Raw genomic sequence first — 13787 nt, forward strand, 5'->3', positions numbered from 1 at the left:
GGTCCCACCCGGGCGAGTCGTTGACGCCGGATGAAGCACAGCGGAAACATCTAGGCGCTCACCGATTTGGGAGCGCTCCCACATCCCCGAGGAACACTGTGCTCAGAAAATTCAGCATCCTCGCCGTCGCCGCGCTGGCCGCCACCTGTCTGAACGGGTTGCCGGCCGCCGCTGACGCCGACGGGCCGGAACAGATCCCGAACGGCACCTTCGATACGACCACCGACCCCTGGTGGCACACCGGCAACCTCGAATTCGCGCTCACGGACGGGCGGCTCTGCACCGATGTGCCGGGCGGCACCGTCAACCCATGGGACGCGATCGTCGGCATCAACGACATCCCCCTGGTGAAGGACGAGACCTACGCCTTCGGCTTCTTCGCCACGGGCACCCCCGCCAAGGTCGCCCGCGCGTACGTCCAGCTCCCGGTCGATCCTTACACGCAGTACATCTCCGCCGCCCCCGAGGTCAGCGTCTCGGGCAACGCCTACACCTACACGTTCACCTCACCCGTCGACCTGCCGGACGCCCAGGTCGTCTTCCAGCTCGGCGGCAGCGCCGAGCCGTGGCGATTCTGCGTGGACGACGTCTCGCTCAGGGGCGGGGCCGAGCCCGAGGTCTACCAGCCGGACACCGGTCCCCGGGTCCGCGTCAACCAGGTCGCCTACCTGCCCAAGGGCCCCAAGAACGCGACCCTGGTCACCGACGCGACCGAGGCACTGCCCTGGCGGCTCGAGAACGCCGACGGCGAGACGGTCGCGCAGGGCACCACCGAACCGCGCGGGGTCGACGCCAGCTCCGGCCAGAACGTCCACTCCATCGACTTCGGCTCGTACGTCACGGCCGGCACGGACTTCACACTCACCGCCGACGGCGAGACCAGCCACCCGTTCGACATCAAGGCCGACGCCTACGCCGACCTCAAGCTCGACGCGCTGAAGTTCTACTACACCCAGCGCAGCGGCATCGAGATCGACGACGCCCTGCGTCCCGGGTACGGCAGGCCCGCCGGGCACATCGGGGTCGCCCCCAACCAGGGCGACACCGACGTCCCCTGCCAGCCGGGGTTGTGCGACTACCGGCTCGACGTCTCCGGCGGCTGGTACGACGCCGGCGACCACGGCAAGTACGTCGTCAACGGCGGCATCTCGGTGGCCCAGCTCATGAGCGAGTTCGAGCGGACCAAGAACGCCCCGACCGCCAAGGCCATCGGCAGCCTGAACATCCCCGAGAGCGGCGACGCGGTCCCCGACATCCTCGACGAGGCCCGCTGGGAGCAGGAGTTCCTGCTGAAGATGCAGCGGCAGGACGGCATGGTCCACCACAAGATCCATGACGAGAACTGGACCGGTCTGCCGCTGCTGCCCCACCTCGACCCGCAGAAGCGCGAGCTGCACCCGGTGTCGACGGCGGCCACCCTCAACCTCGCCGCCACCGCCGCCCAGGCCGCCCGGCTGTTCGCACCGTACGACTCGGACTTCGCGGCCCAGAACCTGACGGCGGCGAAGAAGGCCTGGGCCGCGGCCAAGGCCAACCCCGCCCTCTTCGCCGACCCGGCCGACGGCACCGGCGGCGGCGCCTACAACGACTCCAACGTCGAGGACGAGTTCTACTGGGCGGCCGCCGAGCTCTACATCACCACCGGCGAGAACGAGTTCAAGGACTTCGTGCTCGCCTCGCCGCGCCACACGGCCGACATCTGGGGCACGGGCGGCGCCATGGACTGGGGCAACGTCGCGGCGCTCGGCCGCATCGACCTGGCCACCGTGCCCAACAACCTGCCCGGCCGCGACGACGTGCGCGAGTCCGTGATCGCCGGCGCGGACAAGTACCTCGCGACGGTCGAGGCCCACCCGTACGGCCTGCCGTACAACCCGGCGACCTATGAGTGGGGATCCAACAACCTGGTCATCAACAACGCGATCGTCATGGCCGCGGCCTACGACATCACGGGAGAGATCAAGTATCGCGACGGCGTGCTGGAGAGCATCGACTACATCCTCGGCCGCAACGCGCTCAACCAGTCCTACGTGACCGGCTACGGCGAGGTGGCGTCGAAGAACCAGCACAGCAGGTGGTACGCCCACCAGCTGGACACCTCGCTGCCCAACCCGCCGCGCGGCACGCTCGCCGGCGGCCCCAACTCCGGAATCCAGGACCCGGTGGCCCAGGCGAAGCTGGACGGCTGCAAGCCGCAGTTCTGCTACATCGACGACATCGAGTCGTGGTCGACCAACGAGCTGACCATCAACTGGAACTCCCCGCTGTCGTGGATCTCGGCGTTCATCGCCGACCAGGGCGACGGCGCCGTGCCGGCCGCTTCGACCTGCAAGGTGACCTACACCGTGCACGGCTCCTGGCCGGACGGCTTCACCACCCAGGTGACGCTCGAGAACACCGGAGAGAAGGCGATCGACGGCTGGTCGCTGAAGTGGTCGTTCCTCAGCGGGCAGAAGGTCGTCCAGGACTGGAACGCCTCGCTCGCCCAGCAGGGCGCGACCGTCACAGCGACCGACGTCACGTACAACAAGAAGATCATGCCGGGCCAGTCGGTGACGTTCGGCTTCAACGGCGCCTCGGCGCCCGGGCCCAACCCCGTGCCCGACCTGTTCCTCCTGAACGGCGCCGCCTGTGCCTGAGCGCCTGCCGACAAAGGGGTTCGGTCGCTGAGGCCGGAACCGGGGATGGCCTAGGAGAAACTCTTTCCGGGTAATCCCCTGCGGACGGGAGCGGGCTCCTGGGTAGCTGAGGTGCTGTCTTACGCAACTCGGCGACCAGGAGCCCGTTGTCGTCTGTCCACACGCCCGCGCGCCGAGCGCCGGCGATCGTGCCCCACCGGGGAGATCGTCAAGCGCTCCGACGACGTTCGTGGCTTCGTCATGCTGCCCCGCAGGTGGATGGTGGAATGAACCTTCGCCTGGCTGACGCGTTGCCGGCGACTGGTGCGCATCTACGAACGCAAGCCCGAGCATCACGAGGCCCTGATCTGGTGGGCCACCGTGCAATGGTCTCACCGGGGCTACATCGACAAGATCGAATCAGCCCTCTACGGACCCGTACCCACGAGCACGTGAGCCTTCGTCAGCAGGCTCTCAGGGATTGGTCAGACCGCGTTCCGGCGAGCGCGGAATTCTCAGGTGCTTGCGATCTTAACGTTCTACGTGAGACGGTCAACGAAAAATTATCGCCCCGACGCTTTTGTCGACAGGAGCTGGAGATGACCGCTCACTTTCCGAGACTGGCCGCTTACGGTGTTGTCGCCGCGCTTGTGCTCACGACCGCGGCGTGCGGTTCTTCGGCCGATCGTGACGCCCCCTCGGAAGGGCAGGGCACCGGCCAGGTGGAGACCCTCAAGGTCATGATGTTCCCCGGTCAGACCTACAAGGTCCCGCTCACCATCGCAAAGGATCAGGGCTATCTCGCCGATGCCGGCATCGCCATTGAAGAAGTGACCGAACCGTCGAACATGACCGGCCCGCAGGGACTCAAGGCGACCAATTCCCAGATAGGCATCTGGGCCACGTCGGACATGGTGCGCGGGTGGCAGGCCGGGTTTGACGTCGCGTTCTTCTGCGGCAGCCTCCCCTACTTGGAGACGACCCTGATGACGGCTCCGGGAAGCGATCTCCCCTCGACGAAGAAGGGCGACTCCTGGAAGGACGTCTTGCAGGGGCTGTCCGGGAAGACCGTGGGCATCCAGACCCCGGTCGGCTCCGGGATGCACGTCATCTTCGAGTCGGTCATGGCCGCCTACGGCGTGGACGACATCACCTACGTCACCACCGGCGTCGATCCCGCGGTTCAGGCCGCATCGCTGGGCAAGGGCACTGTCGACGTCATCCAAGCCTCACCGTCGACCACTCAGCACCTCGAGGTGACGAAGGCGGCAGAGCCGATTCTCTATCTGCCGGACGGCCCTCCGGAGTATCGGGAGTTCTACGGCAGCGGATGGGCTGCGTCGCGCGAATGGCTCGACGCCAATCCGAAGCTGGCGTCCGGCTTCTGTTCGGCCGTCGAGCAGGGCCTCCGCTTCATCCAGGACGAAGCCAACGCCGACACGGTCAAGGCGATTTTGGCCGAGGAGCTCGGCATCAAGAACGAGGCCGTGGCGAGTGAGGTCCGGCAGACCTTCAGCGCCTACTCCGTCGACATCGACCGAGCAACGTTCACGAACACGCTCGACCGGTTCACCGACATGGGCTTACTCAAGGCCGAGCCGAAGCCGAGCTTCGACGACGTCGTGTGGACGTCATCATGATCCGCCCGTCCACGAAGGAGTGCTGAGTCGGTGTCCGACATCCCCGTTCCCCCGCCGGCGCCTCGCCAGTTCGGCGACCTGGCCGCCCTCACCGGGATGGCCCGGCTGCCCCTCGACGAGGAACGGCTCAAGGCCGTCGGCGGCATCCTGGCCGACGTCTACGGGATCCTCGACGTCCTGGACGACGTGGAGCTCGACAACGTCCTGCCCGCCACCCATTTCGACGCACGCTGGGAGTGAACCATGCAGCCGTATGACCTCACTCTGACCGAAGCCTCCGCCGCGTTGAAGTCCCGCGACCTGTCACCCGTGGAGCTCGTCGACTCGTGCCTCGCGCGCGCCGACTCCGTCGAGGGTCGCGTCGGCGCGTTCGTCACCATCGTGCACGAGGAGGCCCGGACGGAGGCGAAGCGAGCCGAGCGGGAGATCCTCAACGGCCGGTACCGCGGCCCCCTCCACGGCATTCCCATCGCTGTCAAGGACAACTTCGACACGGCGGGCGTGCTCACCACGTGCTCGTCGGAGCAGCGCGCCACCTATGTGCCGGATGAGGACGCCGCCTTGGTGGCCGAGCTGCGGCGGGGCGGCGCCATCCTCGTCGGCAAGACGCGCTCCGACGAGTTCGCCTTCGGTGGCGTCACGCCGGGCACGAGCAACCCCTGGGACACCACCCGTATCGCCGGGGGATCCAGCGGCGGCTCGGCGGCCGCGATCGCCGCAGGTGAGAGTCTGCTCGCGGTCGGGACCGACACCGGCGGCTCGATTCGCCTTCCCTCGTCGATGTGCGGCACGGTGGGCCTCAAGCCGACCTACGGCCTGCTGAGCCGGCAGGGAATCGCCCCGCTCAGCTGGTCCCTGGATCACCCCGGGCCCATCGCCAAGACGGTCGCCGACGCGGCCCTCGGGATGGAGGCCCTCCTCGGGCATGACACCTCGGGCGACCCGGCAGCGGCGCACAGCCCGGCCTCCCGGCCGATGGCCGGCCTCGACCGCGGGGTGGCCGGGCTCGTCATCGGCGTGCCGACGAATTACTTCATCGAACGGATCGACCCGAGCGTGGAGGCCCGGTTCCGCGAGGCCGTCTCCCGGCTGGAGGCCGAAGGGGCACAGGTCCGGGACGTCGAGGTGCCCCTGCCGGACCTCTACCTGGCGGTCGAATGGGGCATCCTCATTCCCGAGGCGAGTAGCGCCGACCACCAGCGGCCCCTGCGGGAGTCGCCGGAGAAATACGGCGAAGAGCTGCGGTCGTTCCTGCAGGCCGGTGAGCTGGTTCTGGCCACGGACTACATCCGGGCGCTGCGTGCGCGCACGCTGATCAAGCAGGCATGGAAGGCGATGTTCGACGACCACCACCTCGACGTGTTCCTCTCCCCCACGCTGCCCATCACGGCACCGCTGATCGGCGAGGACATGGTGGCCTGGCCTGACGGGGTGGAGGAGCCGCTCACGCCGCTACTGGGCAGGTCCGCATGCCCGGCGAACGTCACGGGTCTTCCCGCCATGTCCGTGCCGTGCGGCCTGGACGCGAAGGGGCTGCCCGTGGGGCTGGAGATCGTGGGGCGGCCCTTCGCCGAGGAGACGGTCGTGCAGGTCGGTGCCGCCTACGAGCGGGTGTCGGGATGGGACGCTCCGGCGAGCACCGTCATCTCGTAGTCGCCGCGACCCACTCGTGACCTCGGATTCACCCGAGGCGGTCTTGTCGTCGATGCCCGATACGGTGGCCAGATGCAGCGGGTCGGGACCGTGAGCCGGGGCTGCGTCCGGCCTCGGACAGGCCGATCCCGCTACTGGCCGTAGGGTTGGGGCTGTGATCGACGACATCTGGGTGGACGAGGCGGTCACCGCTCTGCGTCCGGACTTCGCCGTGCTGGTCCTCTGCGCGTACGGGCTGCGCAACGGGCCGAGCGACGACAGGTCGCGCGAGTGGCTGAGCACGGCCGCGGCCGATGCCGTGCCACTCGACCACGAGAAGATCGAGGCGTGGCGCGCCGCCTACCGCGCGTTCGGCGCCAAGCCGCAGCGCACCCGGCCCTCGGTCGACGCGCTGATCCGGCGGATGCCGCTGCCGGAGATCAACCTCGTGGTCGACGCCTACAACGCGGTGTCCGTACGGCACGGCCTGCCGATCGGCGGCGAGGACCTGCGGCGCTATCAGGGGACGGCGCGCCTGGTCCGGGCGGCCGGGGACGAGCCGTCCGACGAGGTGCTCGGCGACCCGCACATCGGCGAGGTCGTGTGGCGCGACGACGCGAGCGTCACCTGCCGCCGGTGGAACTGGCGGCAGGGCGTGCGTACGAGGATCACCGAGGAGACGGCCGACGCGCTGTTCCTGCTCGAACGGCTGGAGCCGCTGTCGCTCCACGAGCTGAGCGCGGCCGGAGACGAGCTCGCCGCGCTGCTGGCCGAGATCGCCCCCGGGGTGCGCGTCGAATCCCGGCTCATCGAAGCCGGGCCGCCCGAACCCCGATGACCGGCCAGTGACCACTCTCACATCGCGCGGACGAGCCGAGGTGCCCCGGCCGCCGATGGTCGGCCCGGTGGAAAGCCCGGGCCTGCGAGGAGTCCTCAGCGGGTGAAGCAGAGGAGGCGTCACCTCGATCGATGCGACCGGGTTATGGTGGGCGGGAGGGGCACCTGGTGAGCGTGACCTCACCGATCGATCCTGGGAAGATAGGGCGGAGCCTGGAACAGGCTACGCGCTCCTGACTGTTTTAAGCCGGGTAGCCTTGGACAGGTTCACCAAACATCAACGCCGATCTGCGGAAGAGGGCGATTTCCGCCGTGTCGTCTGAATCGTCGCGGACAGACCCGCTGGCAAGCTTCGGACAGAACGAATGGCTTGTCGACGAGCTTTACCAGAAGTACCTCGAGGACCCCGAGTCCGTGGACAAGGCCTGGTGGCACTTCTTCGCTGACTACAGCGGGGCCGGGAAGACCGCACCCCCTGAGGCCGTCACGCCGCCGGGGGCTCCGGGCGAGACGCCGAACGGGGCGAAGGTCGCGGCCACCGGGGCTGCCCCGCAGACGATGCCCGCGGCACGGCCCGCTCCCGCGGCTCCCGCCGCTCCCAAGGCCAAGGCCGCCCCGGCGGCCAAGAAGGCGAAGCCGGCGGCCACCCCGGTTCCCGCCGGCGCCGAGGTGCGGCTGCGCGGCGCCGCCGCCCGTACGGCCCTCAACATGGAGGCGTCGCTGGCGGTGCCGACCGCGACCAGCGTGCGCGCGGTCCCGGCGAAGCTGCTCATCGACAACCGCATCGTCATAAACAACCACCTGCAGCGCGGGCGCGGCGGCAAGATCTCCTTCACCCACCTGATCGGCTACGCCATCGTCAAGGCACTCGAGACGATGCCAGAGATGAACCACTCCTACGCCGAGGTCGACGGCAAGCCGGTCCTGGTCAAGCCGGAGCACGTCGGCCTGGGCCTGGCGATCGACGTGCAGAAGGAGGACGGCAGCCGCCAGCTCCTCGTCCCGTCGATCAAGGAGGCGGAGACCCTCGACTTCCGCGGGTTCTGGGTGGCGTACGAGGAGATCGTGCGCAAGGCACGCGCCGGCAAGCTCGCCGTGGAGGACTTCCAGGGCACCACGATCTCGCTGACCAACCCGGGCACGATCGGCACGGTCCACTCGGTGCCGCGGCTGATGCCCGGCCAGGGCACGATCGTCGGCGTCGGCGCCATGGAGTACCCGGCGGAGTACCAGGGCGCTTCGGCGGACACGCTGTCCCGCCTCGCGATCAGCAAGGTGATGACGCTCACCTCCACGTACGACCACCGGATCATCCAGGGCGCCCAGTCGGGCGACTTCCTGCGCCGGATCCACCAGCTCCTGCTGGGCGCCGACGGCTTCTACGACGAGATCTTCCAGTCGCTGCGCATTCCGTACGAGCCGATCCGCTGGGTTCCCGACATCTCCGCCACGCACGACGACGACGTGGCCAAGTCCGCCCGCGTGCTCGAGCTGATCCACGCCTACCGGGTCCGCGGTCACCTGATGGCCGACACCGACCCGTTGGAGTACAAGCAGCGCAAGCACCCGGACCTGGACATCAAGTCACACGGCCTGACGCTGTGGGACCTGGAGCGCGAGTTCGCCACGGGCGGTTTCGGCGGCCGCCCGCTGATGAAGCTGCGCGACATCCTCGGCGTGCTGCGCGACTCGTACTGCCGCACGGTCGGCATCGAGTACATGCACATCCAGGAGCCCGAGGAGCGGGCCTGGATCCAGGCACGGGTGGAGAAGCCGCACGCCAAGCCCGACCGCGAGGAGCAGCTGAACATCCTGCGCCGGCTCAACACGGCCGAGGCGTTCGAGACCTTCCTGCAGACCAAGTACGTCGGGCAGAAGCGGTTCTCGCTGGAGGGCGGCGAGTCGCTCATCCCGCTGCTCGACTCGGTGATCAGCGCGGCGGCGGACGACGAGCTCGACGAGGTCGTGATCGGCATGGCCCACCGCGGCCGGCTGAACGTCCTGGCGAACATCGTCGGCAAGTCCTACGCCCAGGTGTTCGGGGAGTTCGAGGGCAACCTCGATCCGCGCAGCGCGCACGGCTCCGGCGACGTGAAGTACCACCTGGGCGCGAGCGGCGACTTCGTCGGCGTCAACGGCACCAAGATCAAGGCGTCGGTCGTGGCGAACCCCTCCCACCTGGAGGCCGTCGACCCCGTCCTCGAGGGTGTCGTCCGCGCCAAGCAGGACCTGCTGGAGCGGGGCGAGGAGGGCTTCACCGTCCTGCCCGTGCTCATCCACGGCGACGCGGCGTTCGCGGGTCAAGGTGTGGTGGCCGAGACCCTGCACCTGTCGCAGCTGCGCGGCTACCGCACCGGCGGCACCGTGCACATCGTGGTGAACAACCAGGTCGGCTTCACGACCAGCCCGGCGAGCTCCCGCTCCTCCGTCTACGCGACGGACGTGGCCCGGATGATCCAGGCGCCGATCTTCCACGTGAACGGCGACGACCCTGAGGCGGTCGTACGTGTCGGCCGGCTGGCCTTCGAGTACCGCCAGGCGTTCCGCAAGGACGTCGTGATCGACATGATCTGCTACCGGCGGCGCGGCCACAACGAGACCGACAACCCGGCGTTCACCCAGCCGCTCATGTACGACCTGATCGACGCCAAGCGGTCCACCAGGAAGCTCTACACCGAGGCCCTGATCGGCCGTGGCGACATAACGGTCGAGGAGGCCGAGCAGGCGCTGCGCGACTACCAGGAGCAGCTCGAACGGGCGTTCACCGAGACGCGGGAGGCCTCGAAGAAGCCGCTCGAGCCCGGTTCGGTCGTGGTGCCGGAGCCGGACGAGGTGATTCCGTGGTCGCACGAGGACACCAAGACCGCGATCTCGGACGAGACGGTCAAGCGGGTCATCGAGACCCAGCTCAACCTGCCCGAGGGCTTCACCGTGCATCCGCGCCTCGCCCCGGTGCTGCAGCGCCGCGGCACCATGATCACCGATGACACCATCGACTGGGCGACGGGCGAGACCCTGGCCTTCGGCTCGCTGCTCATCGACGGGCACCCGGTGCGGCTGGTCGGTCAGGACTCCCGGCGCGGCACGTTCGGTCAGCGGCACGCCGTGCTCGTCGACCGGATGACCGGCGAGGAGCACACGCCGCTCAAGGCCTTCAACCACGACACGACGAAGTTCTACGTGTACGACTCGCTGCTCAGCGAGTTCGCCGCCATGGGCTTCGAGTACGGCTACAGCCTGGTCAGACCGGACGCCCTGGTCTGCTGGGAGGCCCAGTTCGGCGACTTCGCCAACGGCGCCCAGTCGATAATCGATGAGTTCATCTCGTCCGGTGAGCAGAAGTGGGGTCAGCGCTCCTCGGTCGTGCTGCTGCTGCCGCACGGCTACGAGGGCCAGGGGCCGGACCACTCCTCCGGCCGCATCGAGCGTTTCCTGCAGCTGTGCGCCCTGGACAACATGACCGTCGCCCAGCCGAGCACCCCGGCGAGCTACTTCCACCTGCTCCGCTGGCAGGTGCTGTCCAACCGGCACCGGCCGCTGATCGTGTTCACGCCCAAGTCGCTGCTGCGGCTGAAGGCGGCGGCCTCCGCGACGGCGGACTTCACCTCGGGCTCGTTCCGGCCGGTCATCGGAGACTCGACCGTGGATCCGGCGGCGGTCACCCGGGTCGTCGTCTGCTCGGGCAGGATCTACTACGACCTGCTCGCGCGCCGGGAGAAGTCCGGCAGGCATGACGTCGCGCTGGTCCGGCTGGAGCGCATCTACCCGTTCCCGGAGAACCCGCTGAGCGCCGAGCTCGACCGCTACGGCGCCGACGTCGATCTGATCTGGGCACAGGACGAGCCGGTCAACATGGGGCCGTGGCCGTACCTGAGCCTGAAGATGATCGAAAAGCCGGAACTGCTGGGCGGGCGCAGGATGCGGCGGGTGTCGCGGACGCCGAACTCGTCGCCGGCGACCGGCTCGCACGCCAAGCACGACGCGGAGCTGGCCGCCATCCTGGAGGAGATCTTCGGATAGCGACCCCGATTCGCCACCCGGCGAGCCGTACGAGAAAGATGGAAGTCCCCCGCGATCTCGATCGTGGGGGACTTCCCCATGAAAAGGCACATTTCGAGCGAGCGCGAATTCCGCCGACTGGAGAAAAGAGGATATGTACTTCACCGACAGGGGCATCGAGGAGCTCGTCGACCGGCGCGGCGAGGAGGAGGTCAGCATGAGCTGGCTGGCCGAGCGGCTGCGGGAGTTCGTCGACCTCAACCCGGAGTTCGAGACCCCGATGGATCGGCTGGCCACCTGGCTGGCCCGGCTGGACGAGGAGGACTGACGCGGCCGGCCCGGCCCCTCCCCTTCCCCAACGCGATACATCTTGACTTCCCAAAGACGCGATATATCGTGTTAAGTGATGCTTCGATCGCATGGGAAGGGCCGAGCCGATGCCTCAATGGACCGTCCACGAGCCCGGACGGCTGACCTTCGACACCGTCACCGATCTGAGCGTGCGGATCGTGGCCGGACGTCTGGCCGTGCTGGCCAGCGACGGGCCCCCCACGCTGGAGGTGACCGATGTCCAGAAATCACCGCTTGTCGTGACCCACGATGACGGTCACCTCTCCGTGGCCTACCGAGACCTGACCTGGGACGGCATCCTCGACTGGCTGAGGCCGGGGACGCAGTCGACGACGCTGACGCTGACCGTGCCGAGCGACTGCCCGGTCCAGGTCGGGGTGATCTCCGCGTCCGCCGTCGTCACCGGTTTCGAGAAGCGCGCCAACGTCAAGAGCGCCTCCGGTGAGATCGTGCTCGACGGGGTGAGCGGCGAGGTGCACGCCGAGACGGTGTCCGGAGCGGTGGAGAGCCGGGGCCTGGCGGGTGACATGGACTTCACCAGCGTGTCGGGAGATCTGACGGTCGCCGGCGGAACCCCGCGCCGGCTCAACGCCAAGACCGTCTCCGGCCGGATAACGGCGGATCTGCTGCTCACGCCGACCGGCCATGTCACGCTGAACAGCGTCGGCGGCGCCATCGTCGTACGGCTCCCGCGATCGGTCGACGCCGACGTCACGCTGCGCTCCGCCTCGGGCCGGCTGAAGTCGGCCTTCCCCGGGCTCGTCGGCGCTCGCCCGGGGTCGAAATCGCTCACCGGACGGCTCGGTGGCGGAATGGCGTACGTCTCGGCCAACACGGTCTCCGGCGACGTCACGCTGCTCAGCAAGGAGACCACGCAAGCGGACGCGGAAGAGGAGATGGCATGAGCCCGGTGTTCGGGCACGGACGGCTCCGGCTGTACCTGCTGAAACTGCTGGAGGAGAGTCCCCGGCACGGCTACGAGGTGATCCGGCTGCTGCGGGATCGCTTCCTCGGCGTCTACTCCCCCTCCCCCGGCACCATCTATCCCCGGCTGGCGAGGCTGGAGGAGGAGGGCCTGGTCACCCACGAGGTCGTGGACGGCAAGAAGGTCTTCACGATAACGGACAAGGGGCGGGCCGAGCTGCTCGGGCGCATGGACGAGCTGGCCGAGCTGGAGCAGGAGATCACCGCCTCGGTGCAGGACATCGCACGGGAGGTCAAGGAGGACGTACGGCAGACCGTGCGTTCACTGCGGGAAGAGCTGACCCAGATGGCCCGCGACATCGGCGACAGCGCCGACCGCGACGCCTGGCGGCCCGGCCGGGAGGAGTGGAAGCGTCATCAGCGACAGGCGAAGGAGGGCCTGCGGCGGCAGAAGGACGAGTGGCGCCGCCACAGGGACCATCTGCGTGAGGAGGCCGAGCGCTGGCAGCGCGAGTGGCGCCGCATCTGGGAGGAGAGCTGGTCGTGGACGGACCGGCCGGAAGACCGCGGTCCCGATGCCGAGCTCGGGCGTCTGCTCGCCGGCTTCGTCGGCGACGTCCGCCGGGCCGCCGACGAGGGACGGCTGACCGAGTCGGCACTGGCGGAGTGCCGGGCCGCCCTCGACGAGGCCGCCCGGCGCATCCGCGACTCACTGGGAAACGGCTAGCCGAGGGTGAAGACGATCTTGCCGAACAGGTCGCCGCGGTCCATGGCGGCGAAGCCGTCCGCCGCCTCGGTGAGCGGCAGCACCCGATCGATGAGCGGGCGCACCCCGGTCTGATCGAGGAAGACCAGCAGCCTGGCGAGCTGCTCCCGGGTGCCCATGGTGGAACCGACGACGGACTTCTGCAGGAAGTACACCTGCGCGAGCTGCGTCGAAGCGATCATCCCGCTGGTCGCGCCGCTGATGACGACCCGGCCGCCGGGGCGAAGCGAGGCCAGCGAGTGCTGCCAGGTGGCGGCGCCGACCGTCTCCATCACGGCGTCGACCCGTTCCGGCAGCCGAGCACCGGACTCGAAGACCCGGTCGGCGCCCAGTTCGAGGGCGCGGGCCCGCTTCTCCTCCGACCGGCTGGTCGCCCACATGCGGAACCCGGCGGCGCGGCCGAGCGTGATCAAGGCGGTGGCCACGCCGCCGCCCGCGCCCTGGACGAGCACGGTGGATCCGGGCTCCAGCTCGGCCTTGTCGAACAGCATCCGGTATGCGGTCAGCCAGGCGGTGGGCAGGCAGGCGGCCTCCTCGAAGGAGATCGTCTGCGGCTTCGGCACCAGGTTGCGCCTCGGCACGGCGACCTTCTCGGCGAACGTGCCGTCGTACACCTCCGAGAGCAGGGAGCGCTTGGGGTCGAGGGTCTCGTCGCCGTTCACGGGGGTGCCGATCACCGAGTGGACGACGACCTCGTTGCCCTCCTCGTCCACGCCGGCGGCGTCGCAGCCGAGGACGATGGGCAGCCGGTCCTGGCTGATCCCCACTCCCCTGAGCGTCCAGAGGTCGTGGTGGTTCAGCGCGGCGGCCCTGACGGACACCGTCGTCCATCCCTCGGGCGCCGCCGGCTCGGGGTGCTCACCAAGGGTCAGCCCCTTCAGCGGGTCGTCGGCATCGATCTGTGTGGCGGTAACGGCGAACATAGCCGCACCCTACTCGGCGCTCCCCTGGACGACCCGGAGCCCCGCCGCCGGTCGGACAGAGGGGAGGACCCGGCGGACGAGCCGCCGAGCCCCCTCT

The 13787-nt window shown here is 68.9% G+C and carries 10 protein-coding genes and 1 pseudogene; 10 read left to right on the forward strand and 1 reads right to left on the reverse strand.

Annotated features, from left to right (window positions below; translation table 11 throughout):
- The first annotated feature begins 98 nt into the window (after window positions 1-98).
- From ACQP1K_RS23075 to ACQP1K_RS23120, 10 genes and pseudogenes are all read left to right on the forward strand, one after another.
- A complete protein-coding gene (locus ACQP1K_RS23075; RefSeq protein WP_433497783.1) occupies window positions 99-2639 on the forward strand; it encodes a glycoside hydrolase family 9 protein in 2541 nt (846 codons plus the stop codon).
- Window positions 2640-2834: 195 nt separating this feature from the next.
- Window positions 2835-3074: pseudogene (locus ACQP1K_RS23080) on the forward strand (transposase); the annotation flags it as partial.
- Window positions 3071-4258 (forward strand): ABC transporter substrate-binding protein, encoded by a 1188-nt coding sequence (locus tag ACQP1K_RS23085; RefSeq protein ID WP_433497784.1) that lies wholly within the window; start codon window positions 3071-3073, stop codon window positions 4256-4258. The pseudogene ACQP1K_RS23080 and the gene ACQP1K_RS23085, both read left to right, overlap by 4 nt.
- A gap of 30 nt (window positions 4259-4288) precedes the next feature.
- Entirely contained in the window at window positions 4289-4498 is a 210-nt protein-coding gene (locus tag ACQP1K_RS23090) for a hypothetical protein (protein ID WP_433497785.1), read from the forward strand.
- A gap of 3 nt (window positions 4499-4501) precedes the next feature.
- Window positions 4502-5911 (forward strand): amidase, encoded by a 1410-nt coding sequence (locus tag ACQP1K_RS23095; protein WP_433497786.1) that lies wholly within the window; start codon window positions 4502-4504, stop codon window positions 5909-5911.
- 154 nt (window positions 5912-6065) lie between these two features.
- Window positions 6066-6728 carry a B3/B4 domain-containing protein gene (locus tag ACQP1K_RS23100; RefSeq protein ID WP_433497787.1) on the forward strand — a complete coding sequence of 221 codons (663 nt, stop codon included), beginning with the start codon at window positions 6066-6068 and terminating at the stop codon, window positions 6726-6728.
- Between the two features lie 311 nt (window positions 6729-7039).
- On the forward strand, window positions 7040-10747 hold the full coding sequence (locus tag ACQP1K_RS23105; RefSeq protein WP_433497788.1) for a multifunctional oxoglutarate decarboxylase/oxoglutarate dehydrogenase thiamine pyrophosphate-binding subunit/dihydrolipoyllysine-residue succinyltransferase subunit: 3708 nt from the start codon (window positions 7040-7042) through the stop codon (window positions 10745-10747).
- A gap of 133 nt (window positions 10748-10880) precedes the next feature.
- Window positions 10881-11054, forward strand: coding sequence for a DUF6104 family protein (locus ACQP1K_RS23110; protein WP_162842194.1), 174 nt, complete (start codon window positions 10881-10883; stop codon window positions 11052-11054).
- Between the two features lie 109 nt (window positions 11055-11163).
- Entirely contained in the window at window positions 11164-11982 is an 819-nt protein-coding gene (locus tag ACQP1K_RS23115; RefSeq protein WP_433497789.1) for a DUF4097 family beta strand repeat-containing protein, read from the forward strand.
- Window positions 11979-12728, forward strand: a complete 750-nt coding sequence (locus ACQP1K_RS23120) for a helix-turn-helix transcriptional regulator (RefSeq protein WP_433497790.1) — start codon at window positions 11979-11981, stop codon at window positions 12726-12728. Before ACQP1K_RS23115 ends, ACQP1K_RS23120 begins: the two co-directional genes overlap by 4 nt.
- Here ACQP1K_RS23120 and ACQP1K_RS23125 read toward each other — a convergent pair.
- A complete protein-coding gene (locus ACQP1K_RS23125) occupies window positions 12725-13690 on the reverse strand; it encodes a zinc-binding dehydrogenase (protein WP_433497791.1) in 966 nt (321 codons plus the stop codon). The two genes, ACQP1K_RS23120 and ACQP1K_RS23125, sit on opposite strands and share 4 nt — an antisense overlap.
- Window positions 13691-13787: the final 97 nt, after the last annotated feature.

Source organism: Sphaerimonospora sp. CA-214678, from assembly GCF_050942215.1.
Lineage (GTDB): Bacteria > Actinomycetota > Actinomycetes > Streptosporangiales > Streptosporangiaceae > Sphaerimonospora.

Excerpts from the sequence above, each read along its gene's own strand:
- ACQP1K_RS23095 (WP_433497786.1), top strand. The coding sequence starts at position 4,502 with ATGCAGCCGTATGACCTCACTCTGACCGAAGCCTCCGCCGCGTTGAAG.
- ACQP1K_RS23110 (WP_162842194.1), top strand. The coding sequence starts at position 10,881 with ATGTACTTCACCGACAGGGGCATCGAGGAGCTCGTCGACCGGCGCGGC.
- ACQP1K_RS23115 (WP_433497789.1), top strand. The coding sequence starts at position 11,164 with ATGCCTCAATGGACCGTCCACGAGCCCGGACGGCTGACCTTCGACACC.
- ACQP1K_RS23120 (WP_433497790.1), top strand. The coding sequence starts at position 11,979 with ATGAGCCCGGTGTTCGGGCACGGACGGCTCCGGCTGTACCTGCTGAAA.
- ACQP1K_RS23125 (WP_433497791.1), bottom strand. The coding sequence starts at position 13,690 with ATGTTCGCCGTTACCGCCACACAGATCGATGCCGACGACCCGCTGAAG.